Consider the following 21,708-nt stretch of genomic DNA (forward strand, 5'->3'; position numbering starts at 1 on the left):
CATGACCGAGAACAAGGGTGCCGTGAACAGCGACTCCAGCGATCCGCTCCGCCCGTCCGACCACGTCGACGGCGACGACACGATCACCCAGCCGCGTCTCGGACTCGTGGGATGGCTGCGGTGGGGCTGGCGCCAGCTGACCTCGATGCGCACGGCTCTCATCCTGCTGCTGGTGCTCGCCATCGCGGCGATCCCGGGCTCGATCTTCCCGCAGCGGATGGCCGACCCCAACGGTGTCACGCAGTGGGAGCGCGAGAACCCCGATCTGTTCCCGGTTCTCGATGCCCTGAAGCTGTTCGACGTGTACCTGTCGCCGTGGTTCTCGGCGATCTACCTGCTGCTGTTCGCCTCGCTCGTCGGCTGTGTGATCCCGCGCATCAAGCACCATGCGAAGGCACTGCGCGCGCGTCCGCCTCGCACCCCCGCTCGCCTGCAGCGCCTCGAGGACTACCGCGCGGTGACGCGCGACCCCGCAGCGGAGTCCGGGACGAAGACCGGCGATGCCGACGCCGAGGCGGCCGCGTCGATCGACGTCGCGACGAAGCAGCTCAAAGCCCTCGGCTACCGTGTGGAGCGCTACGACCGGGGCCGCACGTTCTCGGTGTCCGCCGAACGCGGCTACTGGCGTGAGACCGGCAACCTCCTGTTCCACCTCGCGCTGGTGGGGGTGCTCGTCACGGTCGGAGTCGGCGGCGGCTTCTCGTACACCGGGCAGCGCGTGCTGGTGGAGGGCGAGACGTTCGCCAACACGCTCCTCGACTACGACTCGATGAACCGCGGACGCTTCGTGGGGGACGATGCCTTCGCCCCGTACTCGATGCGCCTCGACTCGTTCGACGTGACGTACCAGCCGTTCGGCGAGCCGGGGTCCGGTCAGGCGGGCGACTTCTCGGCGAATGTGACCGTGCAGGAGAACGGTGAGGTGCGCACCGGTGCGGTCAAGGTGAACGAGCCGCTCGCGGTCGCCGACGACGACGTGTTCCTGCTCGGCAACGGTTATGCGCCGACCGTGACCGTGCGCGACCCCGAGGGCAAAGTCGTCTTCACCGGCAGCACGCCGTTCCTCCCGCAGGACACCAGCATGACGTCGCTCGGTGTGCTCAAAGTGCCAGATGGTCTCGCCGAACAGGTCGGCCTGGTCGGGTTCTTCTATCCGACGACGGGCGTGCTCGACACGGGGGCGTTCTTCTCGGCCTACGGGGATCTGACGAACCCGACGCTCACGCTCGACGTCTACACCGGCGACCTCGGCATCAACGAGGGGGTGCCGCGCTCGGTCTACGTGCTCGACACCACGGGGATGACCAAGCTCACCGGCCGCACCACGAATGTCGAGTCGATCGAACTCACCCCCGGACAGACCGCGCAGCTGCCGAACGGCCTCGGCTCGGTGACGTTCGAGGACGAGTCTCCCGCCGGGGCCACGGACGCGTCGCAGTCGGTGAAGCGCTTCGCCTCGCTGCAGATCCACCGCGACGAGTCCGGCGTCTGGGTTCTCGGCTTTGCGCTGCTCGCCCTCGGTGGTCTCATGATCGCTCTGTTCGTGCCCCGTCGCCGCGTGTGGGTCAAGGCCACCGCGCGCGACGGCGAGATCGCGCTGGAGTACGCCGCACTCGCCCGTGGTGAGGATCCGACTCTCGCCGCCGCCGTGGACGACCTCGTCACCGGCCACGCTCGTCTGCTCGACGCCGCGGGTGGAACGACCGCGCGCCCGACAGAGGCCGCCGAGCCGGAAGCCCCGGCACCCGACACCCGGAAAGTAGACTGACACCATGCTCGAGCTCAACGTGATCTCGCCGGTCCTGCTCTGGACGGCGATCGCGATCTACGCGGCGGCCTTCGTGGCCTATGCCTTCGATCTCGCACGGCGCTCGCAGGCGACGGCCGACGCGCTGACCGTCCGTGAACCGGCGCTCGTGGGAGCCGGCGGGGGGAGCGTTCCGGCATCCGGCGGTGCCCCCGCCGCGGACACCGCCCCGCAACGGTTCGTGATGGCCCGGATCGGCACCTCGCTGACGGTGCTCGGGTTCCTCTTCCAGCTCGCCGCGACCGTCACCCGAGGCATCGCGGCGGGGCGCGTACCGTGGGCCAACCTGTATGAGTTCGCCATGATGGGCACGTTGCTCATCATCGCGGTCTACCTCGTGGTGCTCACCCGCATCGACCTGCGGTTCCTGGGCACCTTCATCACGGGCCTCGTCGTGGTGCTGCTCGGCCTCGGGGCGACGAACTTCTACGTCGATGTCTCTCCGCTGATGGATCCGCTCAAGAGCGTGTGGCTCGTCATCCACGTGTTCGTGGCCTCGCTCGCTACCGCGTTCTTCGCCCTGGCGTTCGCGCTCTCGGTGATCCAGCTCATGCAGTCGCGTCGCGAGAGGCTCCTCAGCGAAGGCGCGACCAAGACCGGTCCCGGCTTCCTCCGGACCTTCCCGAACGCGGTGCGCCTGGAGAGCCTCGCGTACATGTTCACGATCATCGGCTTCATCCTCTGGACCTTCACCCTCATCGCCGGATCGATCTGGGCGTACTACGCCTGGAGCCGGTTCTGGGGCTTCGACGTGAAGGAGACGTGGACCTTCGTGATCTGGGTCCTCTACGCCGGGTACATCCATGCGCGAGCGACCCGTGGCTGGCGCGGCAATCCTTCCGCGTGGCTGGCGATCGTCGGCTTCTCCGCCGTGATCTTCAACTTCACGATCGTGAACGTGTTCTTCAAGGGCCTACACGCTTACTCCGGCCTGAGCTGACCGCCGGCCGCGAGAGCCCGGCCGCGAGAACCCGGCTGCGAGAACCCGGCTGCGAAAACGGAGACCGTCCGCGCTCGGGCCGGCGTGTCTTGACAGGACACGCGGGCCGGGGTGCGGGAGGTCTCCGTTTTGGCGGAAGTGGGGGTGGTGCGGGTCAGCAGGGTCAGCTGCCGAGCGGCAGAACCTCGGCGTGCTCGACACCGTCCTCGTACCAGACCAACTCGGCCTCGAGCGAGGCGCCACATGCGAAAACGGAGACCTTGGCGCGCATCGCCCGGCGCGTCACATGCTGACACGCCGGACCCGGGGCGGATGGTCTCCGTTTTCGCAGGGAAGCAGGGAGCAGGGGCAGGGGCAGGGGCAGGGGTCAGGCGTTGGCGAGGAGGGCCTTGGATGACGTCGTGCGCCGCAGCGTCACGGCGAGTGTCGTCGCCACGAGCGCCAGCACCCCCCAGACGACCAGAGCGGCGACAGCCGAACCATTGGCGGTGATCAGGCCCGCGAAGGCGGGAGCGGTCGGGAGGACCGCCCCGAGCCCCGCCAGCCAGTCGGGCACGGTGGATACCAGCCCTGTGGCGACCGCGAGCACACCCACAACCGCGGAGACCCAGCGCCCCACACCGCCGAACAGCGCGACGAGCGCCTGGTTCACGGCGGCGAACACCACGCCGGCAAGCACGGCGGTGCCCGCGAAGGCCCACCAGGCCGCGGCGTCGTAGCTCGCGACGATCTGCACGATCAACGACACGAGCAGACCCTGTCCTGCCCCGATCAGGGCGGCAGGAGCGAAGGCGCGCAGCGTGAGCACGGCGGACGAGCGGCGAGAGGTGAGGGTGCGTTCCGTGTGGGCACGCATCACGATGAAGGTCGCGAGTGAGCCGAACCACAGCACGACGGCGGCGAGCAGCGGGATGGCGGTCGGACCGAAGATCGTGTTCGTCGACGAGTTCGACGACACCGGGTCCGCGATCACCGAGGCGAGGGACTTCGACTCCGTGTCGCTGAAGGACGGGAGCGAGTCGGAGGCCGTGCGCAGCCCGCCTGCAAGGTCACCCGTGCCGGTCGCCAGGGTGTCGAGCCCGGTGGAGAGCTCGGTGGCGCCGTCGGCGAGGGCGGTCGCGCCGGCTGACAGCTGAGTCGCGCCGGATGCGAGGCCCCGTGCGCCCGTGGCGGAAGCGCCGATGCCCTGGTCCGCGAGCTGGGTGAGTCCGGAAGACAACTGCGTGACGCCGGCGCCCGCCTGGGACATGTTGGATGCCAGGGTGCGGAAGGTACCGGGGAGGGCGGCGACTCCATCGGACACCTCTTCGCTGTTCAGGATGCCGGATGCGGTGCCGGCGTCCTTCGCCACCGTTCCTGCTTCTGCCGCCAGGGCGGAGAGCTGCTGGCATTCCGCTGGGTCCGAGACCGGGGGCGTGCACGCCGCGGTGGCTGCGGCGCCGAGCTTCTGAGCGAGTCCTGCCGATCCGCTCGCGGCAGCCTGCGCCGACGATGACGCGCTCTGGAGCGTGCCGACCAGCAACGTGGAATCCTCGGCTCCGGTCTGAAGCTGAGCGGCGCCGGCCGTCAGCCCCGACCCGATCTGCGCGGCACCCGCAGCAGCGTCCCGTGTCTTACCTGCGATCGTGTCGAGTCCTGTGGCGAGCGACGACGTCCCGGTGCTGAGTTCACCCGCGCCAGAGGCGAGTTCCGTGGCGCCGTCGGGAATCGCGGCTGCTCCGGTCGCGGCATCCCGAGCCCCGGTCGCGAGTTCCGCCGCACCGTCCGCCGCCTCGCCGATCTGGTCGCCGATCGTGGTGAAGCCGACCAGGATGTTCTCGGTCGTGGCCTCGGACAGCATCGTGCCCATGGTCGAGGCAGCGACATCGGCGATCTGCCCGGTGATGAGGTCATCCGCGACGAGGCCGTCGTCGGGTGTTGTCACGGTGATCGTGGCCTGTTCCGCGTTCCCACCGCCGTCCGAGATCGCGGTGCCTGCGGACGTGGCGGCTGCGGAGAACTCCTCGGGGATCGTGATGACGGCCTGGTAGGTACCGTCGGCGAGTCCGTCGGTGGCGTCGTCCTCGTTGGAGATGACCCAGGTGAGGTTCGAGTCCAGGTCGTCCGATCCGTCCACGAGACCTGCGGCGAGCTGTCTTCCGAGCGGGGTCACCTGTCCGTCGATGGTCACCGGATCGTCGAGATTCACGATCGCCGCCGTCATCGCGTCCAGACGCTCGGTCGGGTTCTGCAGAGCGGCTACCAGGATGCCGCCCACCGCGGCAGGCAGCAGCAGGACGCCGAGGATCGTCAGCCAGGTGATGGGTTTGCGCGAGCGGGCGCGCTCGATGGGGAGGGTCATGCGGTCACCTCGGTGGCTTTCGTCGTGTCATCTTCGGGCCGAGGCCCCTCCTCGTCGTCGACGCCCCCGTTCAGTTGTGGTGATTCGAGGGGGTGCCGACGCTCGGAGGGGGTGTCGACGGAGAGGAGGTCGGGGGTGGAACGCCCCGCGTTGGCGAGGAGGTCGCGCGCGACCTCGGGCGCGGTCGTGGTGAGGATCACCGCGGTGGCGGCATCGGCGTCCCGCAGCCGGGCGGCGAGCTGATCACGCGCGGCGAGGGACAGCCGCTCGACGCCGTCGATCACGACCACCGCCGGACGATCGCGCAGCGCCTCGGCGAGCTCGGATGCCGGGAGTCCGGCATCCGTTGCGATCACGGCGCCGACGTGCGCACGCACCCAGGCGGCGCGACCGGGGAGCAGATGCCCCGCCACCCGGAGGCGGCCCGCATCGGGCGTGACTCGTCCGGCGATCGCCAGAGCCAGTACCCGCAAGGCAGCTCCGGAACGCCCGGTCAGCAGCACCGCTCCGCCGGGCCTGACCCGGAGATGCAATCCCTCGATCCCGGCATCCGCGAGAATCAGGTCGTCCGCCGCGACGATCGAGTCGTCTCCCGGCCACGCAGCCAGGTGGCGCTCGCGTTCCACGGCTTCTCCCTCGACGTCGACCCGCGGGAGGACCCTCTCCAGCCAGGCCGGGAGCTCCCAGGCTCGCTCGCCGAGGATCGCCATCAGTGCGGGGATCAGGGTCATGCGCACCAGGAAGGCATCGATCGCGATGCCGGCAGCGAGGCCCAGGGCGATGGGTTTCAGAGACGAGTCGCCCTCGGGCACGAACGCCACGAAGACGGCGAACATGATGAGGCCGGCTGCCGTGACGACCTTCGCCGATCCGGTGAACCCGCTGCGCACGGTGCGCAGTGCGGCGGCGCGTCGTGTCGCGCGGTCGGGGCTCTTCGAATCCGGGTCGTGCACGAAGTCCTCCCGCATGCGCGAGACGAGGAAGACCTGATAGTCCATCGCGAGACCGAACAGCACGCCCATCAGGATGATCGGCATGAAGCTGATGATCGGGCCGACCTTGGCGACGTGCAGGAGGTCGGCGAACCAGCCCCATTCGAACACGGCTCCGACGACGCCGAAAGCGGCCACGATCGAGAGCAGGTATCCGGCCGCGGCGGTGATCGGCACCCACAGCGAGCGGAACACGATGGTCAGCAGGACGAGTGAGAGGCCGATCACGAAGATGCCGAAAGGCAGCAGGGCGTTGCCGAGTTGATCGGAGATGTCGATGCCGACGGCGGTGAAGCCGGTGACCTTGAGGTCGATGCCGAACTCGTCGAGCCATTCGTCGTGGTGGCTGCGCAGTTCACGCACGAGATCGGCGGTTGCCGGGTCGTCCGGGGCCGTCTCCGGGATGATCTGGACGATGCCGGTGTCGGCGGTCTCGTTCGGTGTTGCGAGGGCGACTTCGTTGACGCCGGGAACCTTCGCGACGGCATCTCCGAGGTCTTCCATCAAGGTGAGCGGGTCGGTGGACGTGACGATCGTGCCGGTGAGGATCAGCGGGCCGTTGAACCCGGGGCCGAACTCCTCTGCGACGAGGTCGTAGTTCTGACGCGCTTCCGAGTCCTTCGGCAGCACACCGGCGTTCGGGAGGGCGAGGTTCAGGCTGAGGGCGGGGACGGCCACGATCCCGAGGCCGATCACCACGGCGAGCGAGACCAGGATCGGGTGCTTCGTGACGCCGTTCACCCAGCGCGCGCTGCCCTTGGTGCGGACGGGGCGAGCGGGTGCGTCGTCGGATCCTTCACTCGCGTCCTTCTTCTTCGCCGTGGGTACGCGCTTCGGTCGGCCGACGACCTTGCCCTTCATGAACCCGAGGAGCGCGGGGGTGAGGGTCACCGCGATCGCCACGGCCACGGCCACGGCGACCGAGGCTGCGATGCCCATGGTGGTCAGGAACGGGATACCGGCGAAGCCGAGGCCGATGAGCGCGATGAGCACGGTGACGCCCGCGAACACGACGGCGGAGCCGGCCGTCCCGACGGCGCGCGACGCGGATTCCTCCGGATCGACACCCGCGCGCACCTGATCCTGGTGCCGGGCCATGATGAACAGCGCGTAGTCGATGCCGACCGCCAGCCCGAGCATGAGCGCCAGCAGCGGCGTGGTGGAGGAGACGGTCGCGAAAGCGGTCGCTGTGAAGATACCGGCCATCGAGATGCCGACGCCGAGGATCGCCGTGAGGAGGGGGAGTCCGGCGACGACGAAAGAGCGGAAGGTCACGATCAGGACCAGCAGCGCGATGAGCAGACCGACCGCCTCGGTGAGTGTGACCCCCGGGATCGAGATCGCGAACAGGTCGCCCCCGAGCGACGTCTGTGCGCCATCAGGGAGCTCGGCGTCGAGGTCGCTCACGACGGTTCGCAGCGCGTCTTTCGTCTCGTCCGACACATCGGTGGATTCGCCATCGAACTGCACGCGGACGATCGCGGCGGTGTCGTCGTCGTTGATCATGCCGCTGACCATCTCGTCGTACGGCGAGGTCGCCGCGAGAACGCCGTCCAGATCGGCGAGCTCGTCGACGGCCTCTTCGATGTGGTCGCGGTAGTCGTCATCCGTGATCTGATCGCCGTCCGCGGCCACCACGATGAACTGCGCGTTCGTGCCGCTCACCTGCGGGAACGATCGCGAGAGCTGTTCCAGGCCGGCCTGGGATTCGGTTCCGGGGATGGAGAACGTGTTGTCGGTGCCTGCGCCGAGCACGAGAGCGCCGGCCCCGGCGATGCCCAGCGCGAGGAGCCAGGACACGAGGACTCGCCAGGGGTGCCGGAACGACCAACGTCCGAGTGAGGACAGGAGTGTGGACACGCGTTCCTCCGAAGGGTGCGGGGTGGATACACAGGTGTATCCGATACATAGATGTATCGTAAAGTGACCCGCCCGGCCAAGCCTGTGTGCGGGGTGTGAATCATGCGAGAGTGAAGGGTCAGGAGGTTTCGATGTCGACACCCGCAACCCGCAGTCGCGAGAACACGCGTGCCCGTCTGCTCGAAGCGGCGGCACAGGTCTTCGCCGAGGTCGGGCTCGACGGAGCCTCCGTCGAGGCCGTCTGCGAGCGAGCCGGCTTCACCCGCGGCGCCTTCTACTCGAACTTCGAATCGAAGGACGAGTTGTTCCTCATGCTCGCCGCCAGCGTCTCCGCGGTGCGCGTGAACGCGGTACGGACCCGAGTCGAGGAGCTGACCGCCGCCGGCGCGCTCGTCGAGGGGTGCGACCCGATCGAGCTCGTGCAGCAGATCATGGAGCTCGGAGGAGATGACCGTCTCGGTGTGATGCTGCTCAGCGAGATCCGCATCCGTGCCTTGCGCGATGCGAAGTTCGGCGAGGCGTATCTGGCCCAAGAGCGGGAGATGGTCTCGAGCATCGCCCAGATCGTCGACGACATCGTCTCTGCCGGGCTGCTGCGTCTGCGCCTACCTGCGGAGACCGCCGCGCGCATGCTCATGATCATCTGGGAGGGCATGACCGTGCGCGGGGCCATGGCAGGACTGGATGACGTGCAGCTGCGGCATTCAGGCGGCGAGCAGCTCGGCCGTCTGGTGCAGCTGCTCCTCGAGCCGTAGCCAGCCGGTGCGCCCGCCCCGGGTCCCGGGTCCCGACCGTGCTCGCACCGGTCCCGACCCGTGCTCGCACCGTGCTCGCACTCTTCGGCCGACACGCCAGATGTCGGACCGCGCGGGGCGAAGCGTCCGACATCTGGCGTGTCGGCGGGTAGTTCGTCGCGCGCGTTCAGGGTGAGGCGACGGAGAGCTCGTGGTGGCAGCGAGCGAGTCGGGCGAACCACCACTCGCGACGCTCGTCCGGTGCGGCCAAGCGGGTCAGGGCTTCAGCATCCGCGGTCACGCGTCCGACCGGGATCGAGCCGTCGGCCGGGCGCAGGTCGGCCACGTCGTCGAGGAAGAGTGAGGCCGTTCCGAGCCCGCAGTCGTAGTCCAGTGTCGGGAGGGCGGCGGCGAGCGCGGCACCCTGGGACAAGCCGATCGCCGTGTCCAACGCGCTCGATACCACGCAGGGGAGCCCTGTGGCGGTGACGATCTGGAGTGCGTGGGTGATGCCGCCGAGGGGCTGCGCCTTGATCACGAGCAGGTCGGCGGCGCCGGCACGGGCGACGGCGAGCGGGTCCGAGGACTTGCGCACGCTCTCGTCGGCGGCGACCGGGATGCCCATGTACTTCACGCGTCTGCGGAGATCCGCCAGCTCCGGCACGGTCGCGCACGGCTGCTCCACGTACTCGAGGTCGTATTCGCCCAGCGCGTGCACGGCGTGTTCGGCTTCGTCGACGTTCCAGGCTCCGTTCGCGTCGACCCGGATGCGGCCTTCCGGGCCCATCGTCTCGCGCACGGCGCGCACGCGCGCCACGTCGTCGGCGAGGGTCTGCCCCGGCTCGGCGACCTTGACCTTGGCGGTGCGGCAGCCGGCGAACCGCGACAGCAGCTCAGGCACGCGCGACGCCTCGAGCGCGGGCACCGTGGCGTTCACCCCGATCCTGTCGCGCAACGGCTCCGGCTGTTCACGCCAGGCGAAGTCGATCGCTGCCGCGAGCCATGTAGCGGCCTCCGCGTCTTCGTACTCGACGAAGGGTGAGAATTCGGCCCAGCCCTCCGGTCCCTCGAAGAGGAGCGCCTCCCGCACGTCGACGCCGCGGAAGCGACTGTGCATCGGGAGGGCGACGACCCTGGCCGAGTCGAGCAGGTCTGCGAGCGGCGGGATCATGTGCCCATTCTGCTCCGTGGATCACGCGGAGCAGCGTTCGCCGTTCGGGTGAGTCGTCAGAGATCGGACGAGGCGCGTCGATTCGGAGTGCGCGATTGCCAATAGTGTGTGACGCACAGTATTGTGTTGGCTATGAATGAGACGCTCGACACGCATCTGCAGGAATTGCGGCGAGGCACAGTGGTGCTCGCCTGCCTGCAGCTGCTGCGCACGCCCGGGTACGGCTATTCGCTTCTCGAGCAACTCGAGCGGAGCGGCTTCGCGACCGACGCCAATACGCTCTATCCCCTGCTTCGCCGCCTCGAGAAGCAGGAGTACCTCACAAGCGAGTGGAACACCGACGAGACCCGACCGCGCAAGTTCTACCGCACCTCGGAGTCCGGCGTACGCCTGGCCGACACCCTCACCGACGAATGGCGGTCCCTCACGACCGCGATCACCTCTCTCACCGCGGAGGAGAACTGACATGACCACGACGACCACGCTCACCGAGCGCTACATCAGCGCCACGATCCGCAGTCTCCGCCCTGATGTCCAGGATGACGTCCGTGCCGAGCTCGAGGCCTCCATCGCCGACGCGATCGAGGCGCGGGTGGAGCAGGGCGAAGCGCCCGAAGACGCCGAGCGCGCGGTCCTGGTCGAGCTCGGCGACCCCGGCATACTCGCCGCCGGCTATGCGGACCGGCCGCTGTATCTCATCGGTCCGCGGTTCTACCTGACCTGGTGGCGGCTGCTCAAGCTGCTGCTGATCGTCGTTCCGGTCTGCGTCCTCGGAGCGGTCGCCCTCGGGCAGACCATCTCGGGCGCTCCGGTCGGCGAGATCGTCTCGTCGTCGATCCTCGCCGCGGGGGGAGCGATCCTCCACATCTGCTTCTGGACCACGCTGGTCTTCGTCATCCTCGAGCGCACCAACAGTGCGACGGCGATCGAGAAGTGGGATCTCGACCGGCTCCCGGAACCGGCCGAGAACGGTGCAGCGGGGCGGAACGAGCTGATCGCATCGCTCGTCTTCCTCGGGATCTCCCTCGGTGCGCTCTTCTGGGACCGCTTCCGAGGGTTCGTCATCGTGGATGGCACCGTCGTGCCGATCGTCGACCCGCAGCTGTGGCCGTGGGGGATCAGCATCCTGTTCCTCCTCATCGCCGCGGAGGCCGTGTTCGCCGTCGTGCTGTTCCGCACGGGACGGTGGACGGTGGGCTTGGCCGTGGTGAACACGATCCTCGCTCTGGCGTTCCTCCTCTGGGTCGTCGCCCTGCTGCTCACCAATCAGCTCGTGAACCCGGACTTCCTTGCGCGGATCGCCGCCGCTGGTGGCGAGGGCTTCGCCGCCGGGCAGGCGGAATCCGCCGACGAGGGCGGGGTCTTCCGCATCCTGGCCGTGCTGCTCGGGTTCGGATTCGCGATCGGTGTCGGGTGGGACATCGTCGACGGCTGGGTCAAGACGGTTCGCGCACGCCGCGCCTGACAACACGGAACCCCCCACCAAGTGGGGCGAGGAATAGGCTGGATGCCGTGACCAGTGCATTCGTCTCCGACCTCTTCGACCCGGCCGAATGGGTGCTCGCGCCCGGCGCGGAGGGCTACACCGACATCACTGCGCACGTCTCGCACGACGGCGGGGTCGCACGCATCGCCTTCAACCGGCCGGAGGTCCGCAACGCGTTCCGTCCGCACACCGTGGATGAGCTCTACCGTGCGCTCGACATCGCCCGACAGGATGCGCGTATCGGCGCGGTACTGCTCACGGGCAACGGCCCGAGCCCGAAGGACGGCGGCTGGGCGTTCTGCTCCGGCGGTGACCAGCGCATCCGTGGTCGCGACGGCTACAAGTACTCGGACGCCGAGACGGCGATCGTCGACGGTGCGAGCCGTGCCGCGGTGGGTCGTCTGCACATCCTCGAGGTGCAGCGCCTCATCCGCTTCATGCCGAAGGTCGTCATCGCGGTCGTCCCTGGGTGGGCGGCGGGCGGCGGGCACTCCCTCCACGTGGTCTGCGACCTCACGATCGCATCTGCGGAGGAGGCCCGCTTCAAGCAGACGGACGCTGACGTCGGCAGCTTCGACGCCGGCTACGGCTCCGCCTACATGGCACGCCAGACCGGGCAGAAGTTCGCTCGTGAGGTGTTCTTCCTCGCAGAGGAGTACTCCGCCCAGCGTGCGTACGAGATGGGCGCCGTGAACCGTGTCGTCCCGCACGCCGAACTCGAGCGTGAGGCGCTGAAGATGGCGCGCACCGTGCTCACGAAGTCGCCCACGGCGATCCGCATGCTGAAGTTCGCCTTCAACGCCGTCGACGACGGTCTGGTCGGGCAGCAGGTGTTCGCGGGAGAGGCGACCCGCCTGGCCTACGGCACGGACGAAGCCGTCGAGGGCCGGGATTCGTTCCTCGAGAAGCGCGACCCCGACTGGTCCTCCTATCCCTGGCACTACTGAGCCGGAGAGCAGCATGGTCGCACTGATCCCGACGGATGCCGAAGACCCGGTACAGCTGCGGGATGCCCTCGTACGCGCGTTCGACGGCGGCCCCGCTCTGGGGCTCGGGATGGTGTCCGGAGCGCCCGAAGGCGTGGCCGACGGCATCGCGGCCGTCATCGCGACTTCCGGTTCGAGCGGTATCCCGAAGCGAGTCGCCCTGAGCGGTGAGGCGTTGCGGGCGAGCGCTGAGGCCACGGCGGCGCGGATCGGCAGCGGACGCTGGTTGCTCGCCCTCCCCGCCGGCTACGTCGCGGGGCTGCAGGTGCTCGTTCGCTCGATCCTCGCTGGCACCCAGCCGATGCGGATCGAGGGCCGCTTCTCCCCGAGCTCGTTCGCTCAGGCGACCTTCGAGATGATGCGCCCGTCGCCGTCGCCGTCGTCGGGGATTCCGGACCTGTACACCGCGCTGGTCCCTGCCCAGGTCGCGACCCTGCTCGATGCCGCCGACGACACCGCGGTGTGTGCCGCGCTCATGGCGTATCGCGCGATCCTGGTCGGTGGACAGGCACTCCCCGAGCCCCTCCGTGAGCGGGCGGCGGACCTCGGGGTCCGTCTGGTGCGCACCTACGGCTCGACGGAGACCAGCGGTGGGTGCGTCTACGACGGCGTGCCGCTCGACACCGTGGGGGTGCGCGTGGTCGACGGCGAGCTGCGGCTCGCGGGTCCGATGCTCGCCGAGGGATACCTCGGCGACGGATCGCTGACGGCCCGGACGTTCGTCCACGACGAGCACGGCATCCGCTGGTACCGCACCGGTGATCTCGGCCTCGTGGAGGACGGGATCGTGCGGGTGCACGGCAGGGCGGACAACGTGATCGTCTCGGGCGGGATCAACATCTCGCTCGATCGGGTCGAGCGCATCGTCCGCCGGATCGCGGGACTTCACGAGGCCGTGGTGGTCGGGGTGGAAGACGAGCGCTGGGGCGAGGCCTCGGTGATCGTCGCGGTCCGGGGCGAGGCGCTGCGGCGCAGCGAGTCCGAGCAGCTCGCGCACGCGCGCGACGCCGTCGAAGCGGAACTCGGCAGGCACGCTCGTCCGGCCCGCCTGGTCCTCGTCGATGAGATCGACCTCCTGCCTTCCGGGAAGCCGGACCGGGAGGCGATCCGCCGCGCCGTCGTCGAGTTGCACTGATCGTCGCTCCGTCTGCGCTCTGCCAGACTGATCGGCATGGCCTCGTACACGCATGGACACCACGAATCCGTCCTCCGCTCGCACAACGTGCGCGACATCGCGAACTCCGCGGCCTACCTTCGCCCGCATCTCACCGCTGCGACGCGGCTTCTGGACGTCGGGGCGGGGCCGGGCACCATCACCGCCGACTTCGCCGGGATCGTCGCCCACGTCACCGCCACCGAGATCGATGAGAACGCCCTCTCCCTGTCGCGCGGACTCGCCGCCGAGCGCGGTCTGACGAACCTCGCCTTCTCGATCGAGGATGTGCACTCCCTGGGTTTCCCCGACGACTCTTTCGACGTCGTGCACACGCATCAGGTGCTGCAGCATGTCGGCGACCCGGTGCAGGCACTGCGGGAGATGCGCCGAGTCACCGTTCCGGGAGGGATCGTCGCCGCTCGCGATGCCGACTACGCGGGCTTCATCTGGTTCCCGATCCTGCCCGAACTCGACCGCTGGCTCACGCTGTACCAGACAGCCGCGCGGGCGAACGGCGGGGAGCCCGATGCCGGACGACGGCTGTTGTCCTGGGCGCGCGCCGCGGGCTTCGAGGAGGTCACGGCGACGGCCTCCACGTGGTGCTACGCATCTGCTTCCGAGCGTGCGTGGTGGGGAGGGATGTGGGCCGACCGCATCCTCGAGTCCGCGCTCGCACGGCAGCTCGTCGACAGTCAGCTGGCGACGCGTACTGATCTGGAGCAGATCAGCGACGCCTGGAAGCGCTGGGCCGACGACGGCGACGGGTGGTTCCTGGTGCCCCACGGCGAGATCATCGCGCGAGCCTGACCTCGCGGGATACATCCGACGACGGATGCCCGCTGCCATGCCCTCGCGTAGCGTGGGGGAGTGATCCGCCCGCTCTCCCGCACGGCGCTGACCCTCGACATCGTCGGGGCGGCGCTGCTCTTCCTCGTCTTCGTCCCGATGTCACTCGTGTTCTACGGTCCGGGAACCGGGAACAGCGCGATCGGGGGCGTGGCGGTGGTGGCCGTGGTCTTCGCCGCCGTCCTGATGTTCGGAGGGGTGGCGATCGGGCGGCTCGCCCCCGGGCTCTCCCTCGCCGCAGCCTGGGCCGGTGCGATCCTCCAGATGGTGGCCGGATTCGGTCCGCTGCCGATCGACGTCGCGATCCTGCTCGTGCTCTACGCCACAGCCGCGTGGGGCACGCGGCGTGTGCTCTGGTGGGGTTTCGGGTCCGTGATCGTCGGCGGCGTGATCGCCGCGCTCTACATGGTCGTCGTGAACGGTGTCGCCTTCGGCACCGGAAGCGGCTGGGAGAAGGTGACGACGGGCACGCTGCTGCTGGTCGTCTCGCTCATGGCCCTCGGCTTCGCCTGGGTGTGCGGGCTGCTGTGGCGGGTCGTGCTGCGTGCGCGTCGTACCCGTGCGGCGCAGTTGCAGGCCGAGTCGCTCGCCGTCGAGGAGCAGGAGCGCGTGCGCATCGCGCGGGACATGCACGACGTCGTGGCCCACTCCCTGGCCGTCGTCATCGCCCAGGCGGACGGAGCACGATACGCGGCCGCGGCGAAACCCGAGATGGCGACCGAAGCACTCGGCACCATCGCGCAGACCGCCCGCGGGGCCTTGAGCGATGTGCGGATGCTGCTCACGCAGCTCCGGCACCGGCAGGGCGATGGTCCGCAGCCGACGCTCGCCGACCTCGAAGCCCTGTTCGCGCAGGTCCGCCACGCGGGGATCGAGCCGCGGGTCACGGTCGATCCCATGCCACCGGGAGAACCACCGGGGGCTATCCAACTCGCGGTGTACCGCATCCTGCAGGAGGCGCTCACGAACGCGATCCGGCACGGCGACGGAGCGGTCGACGTCCACCTCGCGTGGCTTGCCGACCGCGTCGAGCTCGAGGTGCGCAACACGGTGCAGCGCGATGCCGCCGTCGGTGTCGGAGGCCACGGCGTGATCGGGATGCGGGAGCGGGCGCAGCTCGTCGGCGGTAGTCTGCAAGCCGAGCGCCGGGGGGCGCAGTTCGTCGTCCATGCCACGCTTCCGATCGGAGCCTCCGAATGATCAGAGTCGTGCTCGTCGACGACCAAGCGCTGTTCCGTGCCGGTATCCGCATGCTCGTCGCCTCGCAGCCCGATCTCGAAGTGGTCGGCGAGGCGGGCGACGGGCAGGAGGCGCTCGAGGTCGTGCGGTCGACGCGGCCCGACGTGGTGCTGATGGACATCCGGATGCCGGTCATGGACGGGCTCACCGCGACGGCCGAGATCCTCGCCCGCCCGGAGCCGCCGCGCATCGTCATGCTCACCACTTTCGACCTCGACGAGGCTGCCGCGCGGGCGATCCGCCAGGGTGCGAGCGGCTTTCTGCTCAAGGATGCCGACCCGGAGTTCCTGCTCGCCGCGATCCGCACGGTGCATTCCGGTTCGAGCGTGATCGCGGCCGCGGCGACCCGTGACCTGTTCGCGCACTTCGCGCAGGCGCCGCGCCCGGTGCCCGCCCAGTACGACACCCTCACCGATCGCGAGAAGGAGATCTTCGCTCTCGCTGCACGAGGGTTGTCGAACGCGGAGATCGCCGGCCGGGAGTTCCTCAGCGAGGCGACCGTGAAGACGCACATCAGCCGCATCCTCACCAAGCTCGCGCTGCGCGATCGGGTGCAACTGGTGGTCTTCGCGTTCGAGCACGGCCTCGCCTGACCACCGCCCTCCGCACCGTCCAGCGGCGATCGTCATCGACCGGATCATCCTTGCGATGTAGGGGGATGATCCGCCCGGGCGATGATCCGCAGGGGACCGTCGAAATAGCGTCGAAGGCATGGAGATCACGACCACCGACATGGGGCTCGCCGCCCGCGTCCAGCACCTGAAGAAGACCTACGGCTCGGGCGAGGGCACCGTCCGCGCGCTCGACGACGTCAGCGTGGGTATCCGGCGCGGACAGTTCACCGCGATCATGGGGCCATCCGGCTCCGGCAAGTCCACCCTCATGCACATCATGGCGGGCCTCGACAGCCCCACGGAGGGACGTGCGTGGATCGGCGACACCGAGATCACCGGACTCGGCGACCTCGACCTCACCATCCTGCGCCGCCGCCGTGTGGGCTTCATCTTCCAGGCCTTCAACCTCGTTCCCACACTCGACGCGCGCGCCAACATCATGCTGCCGTTCGAGCTCGACGGTCGCCGTCCGAGTGCGCTCGAACGCGCCAGGATCGACGGTCTCATCGACACCCTCGGTCTCGCCCCGCGCTTGAGCCACCGGCCCCATCAGCTGTCGGGCGGGCAGCAGCAGCGGGTGGCCATCGCTCGCGCGCTCGCCACCGCGCCCGACCTCGTCTTCGCGGACGAGCCCACCGGAAACCTCGACTCGAAGACCGGGCGCGAGGTGCTGCGCCTGCTCGCCACCGCGAGCCGGGAGCACGGACAGTCGATCGCGATGGTCACCCATGACGCGATCGCCGCGAGCCACGCCGATCGCGTGCTCTACCTCGGCGACGGCCGCATCGTGGCCGATCACCCTCGCCAGACCGCGGAGGAGATCTCCGCGTACATGCTCGCCGCCGAGGTGGCCGCATGAGCGCCGTCGCCGCGGTCGTCCCCGAGACCCGGGCGACGGGACCCCGTCTGGCCTGGTTGCGTGATCGCGGCATGGGGGCCAGCATCCTGGTCGCGGCGCTGTCGGCCGCGTTCGGCGTGCTGCTCGTGGAGATCACCGCGTACATCGGCGCAGTGCTGCAGGCAGACCCCTTCATCGGCGACAGCGGGACGCTCGCCTTCGTCGTCGCGCTCCTGTCAGTGCTGCTGACCGTGGTCGCGATGTATGTCGCCGCGATCGTCACGGCGAACACCTTCTCCACGATCATCGCCGGACGCACCAGGCAGATCGCCCTCCTCCGCCTGATCGGAGCGACGGTGCGCTCGCAGCGGGGCGAGGTCGGGAAACAGGGACTCGTCGTCGGGCTTCTCGGGGCGGCGATCGGTCTTCTCGTCGGCCTCGCGCTCGCGGTGATCGGGGTGCAGATCGGTGGGCAGCTGATCGACAACGCTCCCACCGACTTCTCCCTCGCCCAGCCTTTCGTGGTGCTTCCGGCGATCGGCGTGGCGCTCACCACCTGGGCCGCGGCCTGGGCGGGCTCTCGAAGGGTCCTCTCGGTCACCCCGCTGCAGGCACTCGGCGGCGCCGTGGAGCGCACGCACGAAGAGGTGTCCGGCAGGCAGGGGCGCCACATCGGTGCCTGGATCCTGCTCCTCAGCGGTGCGGCTCTGCTGGCCGGAGGGGTGCTGCTCGGCCTGATGACACCGCTCGGGGTCGTGGTCGCCTTCTTCGGCGGGGTGCTCTCGTTCACCGGTCTGGCACTCGGCTCCGTGCTGTTCATGCCGCCCGTGCTGAGGGTGGTGGGGCGGATGTTCGGGTCGAGCGCCACCGCGCGACTCGCCGCCGAGAACGCGCTGCGGTATCCGGAGCGTTCGTCGCGGATGGCGATCGGCGTGGTAATGGGGGTGACCCTGGTGACGATGTTCGCCGTCGCTCTCGAGTCCGCGAAGCGACTGATGATGAGCCAGGTGACGGGAGAGGTTCCCGACGAGTTCTTCGCCCCGATGGACGCCTTCGCCGCGATCATGATGGTGCTGGTGGCCGTCTCCGCCGTGATCGCCGCGGTCGGACTCGTGAACCTGCTCACGATCGGCGTCGTGCAGCGTCGTCGCGAGCTCGGTCTGCTGCGCTCGATCGGGCTGTCCAACGGGCAGGTTCGACGCATGGTCCTCCTGGAGGCGACGCACATCACCGTCGCGGCCACGCTGACCGGCCTCGTGCTGGGCGTCGTGTACGGCTGGATCGCCGCACAGTCCCTCCTGGGATCCGTGCCGACCCTGCCCGACTTCGTCCCCGCCGGTCTCGTGGCACCGCAGATCCCGTGGGTTCCGGTGGCGATCATCGTCGCCTCCACGGCCGTGCTCACCCTGGTGGCCGCGGCGACGCCCACCCGCCTGGCCACCCGCGTGGCTCCGGTGGAGGCGCTCGCGGCGGACTGACGGCTCTAGGCTGGTCGGATGCCGTCGCCGTTCGATCAGTCCACATATCAGGTCCGTCTCGACTGGGGAGCCGCTGGCCTCGCTCGCCTCGCCCCCACCGACATCGTCGTGGTCGTGGACGTGTTGCGGTTCTCCTCCACGGTCATCGATGCGGTGGCGTCCGGCGCGGAGGTCGCGCTGGCGGAGGCGGTGGGCTGGTCGCGGAACGGCGCGGCCGTGGCCGCTGCCGCAGCGCCGGATGCGACCGTGCTGATCGGCGGCGTTCGCAATGCCTCGGCCGTGGCGCGCGCGGTGCAGACCATCCAGGAGCGGCGACAGGCGCGCACCTCTGTCGCGGTCATCGCTGCGGGAGAGGTCGATACCGAGGGGACGCTGCGGTTCGCGGTCGAGGACCAGCTCGGCGCCGGGGCGATCGTGCTGGCGCTCTCGGATCGTGGCATCGACCACACGGCGCCGGACGCGGCCGTCGCGGCTGAGGGGTTCCGTGCCCTGCGAGGCGCTCTGCGGCACATGATCGGCGCGAGCGGGTCAGGGCGCGAGCTCGCCGGGGGCGTCGAGGCGACCACCCGCATCCAGGCGGCCGGTCTGGCGCCGACCTCGACGACGGACGCTGCCGCGCTCGATGCCGTCGACGTCGTTCCGCTGCTGCACGCAGGGGCGTTCGTCCCGTTCGCCTGACCCCGGCACCGACTCCTGCGGCGAGGGAGCCTCCGGTTCCGCGCGGGGCACGTAGGGTCGTGGCATGAGGTACCTCCCCGCCGTCATCGTCGACACCGTGCTCGTGCTGGTCTTCGCTGCGATCGGCCGGGCCTCGCATGACGAGGACCCCGCCGGGTTCGTGCTCACCGCCTGGCCTTTCCTGGTCGCTCTGCTCCTCGGACATCTCGTCGCGGCCCTGCTCCCCGGCAGACCGCGTCGTCCATGGTCCCTCCTGTGGGGCGTGGTCGTGTGGATCGTGACGGTCGCGGGCGGCATGCTCGTCCGGGTGCTCTCCGGCGACACGGCCGAAGTGCCGTTCATCATCGTCGCGACCCTCGTCCTCGGGGCGTTCCTCGTCGGCTGGCGTGCGATCGCGGCGCTGCTTCGCCGCCGACGAGGGACGACGGCCGATCACGACCTGCCGGACTCGGCCGAGCCCGGTGCGGGGGACGATCCGGCCCCCTGAGCAGCGGTCAGCGCGGCATCTGCGCGGCGAGGCGCACGTCGGACGATATCTCGCGCCGCGTCCATGCGAACAGGTGCCGGGCATCGTAGGTGCGCGAGCAGCGCGCGCACGAAGTGGGTCGTGTCGGTCGACGGTGACGGTAGGTCACGTGGCCAGCGGGGCAGCTCCCCACCCACGGCGCGAGCTCGACCGCGGTCTCGCCGTGGTGCGTCGTGCCGCCGACGTATCCGAGGTCGCGGGCGACGCGCTTCCAGGTCGGTCCGTGCGCCGCCGCGTGGCCGGCGAGGGCGTGCGCGACCTCGTGCAGCAGCACCTGATGGATCTCGTCGTCATCGAACCGCGCGGCCAGATAGCGCGAGACCGTGATGCGCTGCTTCGTGTAGTCGCACTGCCCGGCGCGGCGCTTGGCGTTGTCGAAGCCGAAGGACCAGCCGTCATCGAGATGCAGCGTGATCAGTGCTTCGCCCCAGACGCGCACACGGTCGAGTTCCGCCATGCGATCAGGGTAAGCCATGCGACCGACATCGTGGTCGCGGCAGGTCTCAGCCCGCGATGAGCTGCGATGGACGATGCCGTTCGGCAGCCTCGATCGCGAGCAGCGCCGTCTCGAGTTCGCTGTCCTGCGCACCGGACTCGCGGCGCAGGAAGAGCGACTGCTTGAAGCTCTCCCTGGCGGTCTCGAAGTCCCCGGCGTCGTAGGCGTTCTTTCCGTGGTGCTGATACGCGAAGGCCGCGATCGACAGCCAGCGCTGTCCCTCGGCCTCGGTCGCACAGGTCGCCAGCTCCTGTTCGGCAGCGGTGTGCGCTCCCCGATACTGCAGGATCGTCGCGTGGAGCACGCGTGCGCGGAGCACGTCCCTCCGGGTGCCGGCCATGCGCGCCTGGCGCACGGTCTCGTCGGCCAGCGCGAGCGCCTCATCCAGGCGATCGAGCACCTTCAGCAGCCACACCCGCTCCAGCAGGGCGGGCAGGCTCCGCTGTCCCTCGATCTCCGCGAGACGGGTCGCGCACTCGTCGAGATCGACCATCTCGCGGAGGGTCTCCTGGTCGTATCCCCGGATGAAACTCATTGCTCTCCTTCCGCAGCGTCCCCGTCCAGTCTGCCTTCCGGCCGCGGGGTCCTCCCGGCGGCGCGCCCTGGTCGCCGCAACCGACGTCGCGACCGTGCCGGATCGGCGCGGATTCAGCGCAGGAACAGCGAGGAGTCCGGGCGGGGCGAGGCGACGGCATCCGCATCCGTGACGATGCGGGCGCCCTGGGTGAACGTCTCCACCTCCGCACCCTGCGCGATCTTCGCGGGGTGGGGGCCGGCGGCGAGCATCCGCGGCAACCACTCCGTCGGCAGGGGAGCGGCAGACGCTGCGATCACGAGGTTGCCGAAGCGTCTGCCCTTGAGCACCTGGGTGTCGGCGAGCACGGCGACCTCAGGGAGGACCTCCGCGATCGTCGCCGTCTGGCGTCGGGCGAAGGCGAGCCCGGGACCGTCGGCGACATTGACGAGGAGCACGCCGCCGGGAGCGAGCAGCTCCGCGAGCTCGCGGTAGAACTCGACGCTGGTGAGGTGCGCGGGCGTCTGCGCTCCCGAGTAGACGTCGGAGACGACGAGGTCGCAGTTCGCCCGCAGTGCGTTCGGGAGCTTGGTGACGCCGGCCCGGGCGTCGCCGATCCTGATCCGGATCGATGCGCCCTTCGGCAGCGGGAGGTGTTCCCGGACGAGTTGCGCCAGCGGAGCCTCGAGCTCGATCACCTGCTGGCGGGAGCCGGGGCGAGTCGCTTCGATGTAGCGGGGGATCGTCAGCGCGCCGGCGCCGAGGTGCACGGCGGTCAGCGGACCGGCGGGGAGCTGATCGATCACCGCACCCATGCGCACGATGTACTCGAAGTGCAGATGCGTCGGGTCGTCGAGGTCGACGTGCGACTGGGGGGTGCCATCGACGATCAGCTCGAAGCCCGTCGTGAACTCCGAGGGCATGACACCGGCGATGCCCCCGTGATCGAGGCGGGCCTGCGGGTGCTCGGTGTCGCGCGATCTCGTCCGGCCCATGGGCACGAGCC

General features: G+C 69.6%; 20 protein-coding genes. 14 read left to right on the plus strand and 6 right to left on the minus strand.

The annotated features are described in order from the left end of the window. Nucleotide 1 precedes the first annotated feature (1 nt). Together resB and ccsB are read left to right on the plus strand one after the other, a co-directional pair. A complete protein-coding gene (resB, locus tag LC041_RS05365; protein ID WP_226531926.1) occupies nucleotides 2-1,768 on the plus strand; it encodes a cytochrome c biogenesis protein ResB in 1,767 nt (588 codons plus the stop codon). A gap of 4 nt (nucleotides 1,769-1,772) precedes the next feature. After that, the gene (gene ccsB / locus LC041_RS05370; protein ID WP_226531927.1) at nucleotides 1,773-2,747 is read left to right on the plus strand and encodes a c-type cytochrome biogenesis protein CcsB; all 975 of its coding nucleotides are present in this window, start codon (nucleotides 1,773-1,775) and stop codon (nucleotides 2,745-2,747) included. A gap of 367 nt (nucleotides 2,748-3,114) precedes the next feature. Here ccsB and LC041_RS05375 read toward each other — a convergent pair whose 3' ends face one another. After that, nucleotides 3,115-5,088 (minus strand): YhgE/Pip domain-containing protein, encoded by a 1,974-nt coding sequence (locus LC041_RS05375; protein ID WP_226531928.1) that lies wholly within the window; start codon nucleotides 5,086-5,088, stop codon nucleotides 3,115-3,117. Further along, nucleotides 5,085-7,940, minus strand: coding sequence for an efflux RND transporter permease subunit (locus LC041_RS05380; protein ID WP_226531929.1), 2,856 nt, complete (start codon nucleotides 7,938-7,940; stop codon nucleotides 5,085-5,087). Before LC041_RS05380 ends, LC041_RS05375 begins: the two co-directional genes overlap by 4 nt. A gap of 131 nt (nucleotides 7,941-8,071) precedes the next feature. On the opposite strand from LC041_RS05380, the gene LC041_RS05385 reads away from it, so the two are divergent. Then, nucleotides 8,072-8,695 (plus strand): TetR/AcrR family transcriptional regulator, encoded by a 624-nt coding sequence (locus LC041_RS05385; protein ID WP_226531930.1) that lies wholly within the window; start codon nucleotides 8,072-8,074, stop codon nucleotides 8,693-8,695. A 166-nt stretch (nucleotides 8,696-8,861) separates the two neighbouring features. Here the strand turns inward: LC041_RS05385 and LC041_RS05390 are convergent, their stop codons facing one another. Then, nucleotides 8,862-9,845: an o-succinylbenzoate synthase gene (locus LC041_RS05390; protein ID WP_226531931.1), complete on the minus strand. Its 984-nt coding sequence runs from the start codon at nucleotides 9,843-9,845 to the stop codon at nucleotides 8,862-8,864. A gap of 132 nt (nucleotides 9,846-9,977) precedes the next feature. On the opposite strand from LC041_RS05390, the gene LC041_RS05395 reads away from it, so the two are divergent. The 11 genes from LC041_RS05395 (at nucleotide 9,978) to LC041_RS05445 (ending at nucleotide 19,653) form a co-directional block, all read left to right on the plus strand. Further along, nucleotides 9,978-10,310 carry a PadR family transcriptional regulator gene (locus LC041_RS05395; protein WP_226531932.1) on the plus strand — a complete coding sequence of 111 codons (333 nt, stop codon included), beginning with the start codon at nucleotides 9,978-9,980 and terminating at the stop codon, nucleotides 10,308-10,310. A 1-nt stretch (nucleotide 10,311) separates the two neighbouring features. Beyond that, entirely contained in the window at nucleotides 10,312-11,310 is a 999-nt protein-coding gene (locus LC041_RS05400; RefSeq protein WP_226531933.1) for a permease prefix domain 1-containing protein, read from the plus strand. 47 nt (nucleotides 11,311-11,357) lie between these two features. After that, a complete protein-coding gene (locus LC041_RS05405; RefSeq protein WP_226531934.1) occupies nucleotides 11,358-12,278 on the plus strand; it encodes a 1,4-dihydroxy-2-naphthoyl-CoA synthase in 921 nt (306 codons plus the stop codon). Nucleotides 12,279-12,291: 13 nt separating this feature from the next. Next, nucleotides 12,292-13,452, plus strand: a complete 1,161-nt coding sequence (locus tag LC041_RS05410) for an AMP-binding protein (protein ID WP_226531935.1) — start codon at nucleotides 12,292-12,294, stop codon at nucleotides 13,450-13,452. A gap of 36 nt (nucleotides 13,453-13,488) precedes the next feature. Then, nucleotides 13,489-14,280 (plus strand): class I SAM-dependent methyltransferase, encoded by a 792-nt coding sequence (locus tag LC041_RS05415; protein ID WP_226531936.1) that lies wholly within the window; start codon nucleotides 13,489-13,491, stop codon nucleotides 14,278-14,280. A gap of 60 nt (nucleotides 14,281-14,340) precedes the next feature. Continuing rightward, nucleotides 14,341-15,519 carry a sensor histidine kinase gene (locus LC041_RS05420; protein WP_226531937.1) on the plus strand — a complete coding sequence of 393 codons (1,179 nt, stop codon included), beginning with the start codon at nucleotides 14,341-14,343 and terminating at the stop codon, nucleotides 15,517-15,519. Next, nucleotides 15,516-16,151 (plus strand): response regulator, encoded by a 636-nt coding sequence (locus LC041_RS05425; RefSeq protein ID WP_226531938.1) that lies wholly within the window; start codon nucleotides 15,516-15,518, stop codon nucleotides 16,149-16,151. Before LC041_RS05420 ends, LC041_RS05425 begins: the two co-directional genes overlap by 4 nt. A gap of 118 nt (nucleotides 16,152-16,269) precedes the next feature. Further along, nucleotides 16,270-17,031, plus strand: a complete 762-nt coding sequence (locus LC041_RS05430) for an ABC transporter ATP-binding protein (RefSeq protein ID WP_226531939.1) — start codon at nucleotides 16,270-16,272, stop codon at nucleotides 17,029-17,031. Next, nucleotides 17,028-18,488, plus strand: a complete 1,461-nt coding sequence (locus LC041_RS05435) for an ABC transporter permease (RefSeq protein WP_226531940.1) — start codon at nucleotides 17,028-17,030, stop codon at nucleotides 18,486-18,488. Before LC041_RS05430 ends, LC041_RS05435 begins: the two co-directional genes overlap by 4 nt. 18 nt (nucleotides 18,489-18,506) lie before the next feature. Beyond that, nucleotides 18,507-19,166: a 2-phosphosulfolactate phosphatase gene (locus LC041_RS05440; protein WP_226531941.1), complete on the plus strand. Its 660-nt coding sequence runs from the start codon at nucleotides 18,507-18,509 to the stop codon at nucleotides 19,164-19,166. Between the two features lie 64 nt (nucleotides 19,167-19,230). Continuing rightward, on the plus strand, nucleotides 19,231-19,653 hold the full coding sequence (locus LC041_RS05445; RefSeq protein WP_226531942.1) for a DUF3054 domain-containing protein: 423 nt from the start codon (nucleotides 19,231-19,233) through the stop codon (nucleotides 19,651-19,653). A 7-nt stretch (nucleotides 19,654-19,660) separates the two neighbouring features. Here LC041_RS05445 and LC041_RS05450 read toward each other — a convergent pair whose 3' ends face one another. The 3 genes from LC041_RS05450 to LC041_RS05460 all read right to left on the minus strand — a co-directional run bounded on the left by LC041_RS05450 (nucleotide 19,661) and on the right by LC041_RS05460 (nucleotide 21,697). Continuing rightward, nucleotides 19,661-20,149 carry a SprT-like domain-containing protein gene (locus LC041_RS05450; RefSeq protein ID WP_226531943.1) on the minus strand — a complete coding sequence of 163 codons (489 nt, stop codon included), beginning with the start codon at nucleotides 20,147-20,149 and terminating at the stop codon, nucleotides 19,661-19,663. Between the two features lie 46 nt (nucleotides 20,150-20,195). Beyond that, nucleotides 20,196-20,723 carry a hypothetical protein gene (locus tag LC041_RS05455; RefSeq protein WP_226531944.1) on the minus strand — a complete coding sequence of 176 codons (528 nt, stop codon included), beginning with the start codon at nucleotides 20,721-20,723 and terminating at the stop codon, nucleotides 20,196-20,198. Nucleotides 20,724-20,836: 113 nt separating this feature from the next. Beyond that, complete coding sequence (locus tag LC041_RS05460) at nucleotides 20,837-21,697, minus strand: spermidine synthase (RefSeq protein ID WP_226531945.1); 861 nt, start codon at nucleotides 21,695-21,697, stop codon at nucleotides 20,837-20,839. Between the last annotated feature and the right edge of the window lie 11 nt (nucleotides 21,698-21,708).

It is taken from the genome of Microbacterium paraoxydans, assembly GCF_020524545.1.
Taxonomy (GTDB): Bacteria; Actinomycetota; Actinomycetes; order Actinomycetales; family Microbacteriaceae; genus Microbacterium; species Microbacterium paraoxydans_C.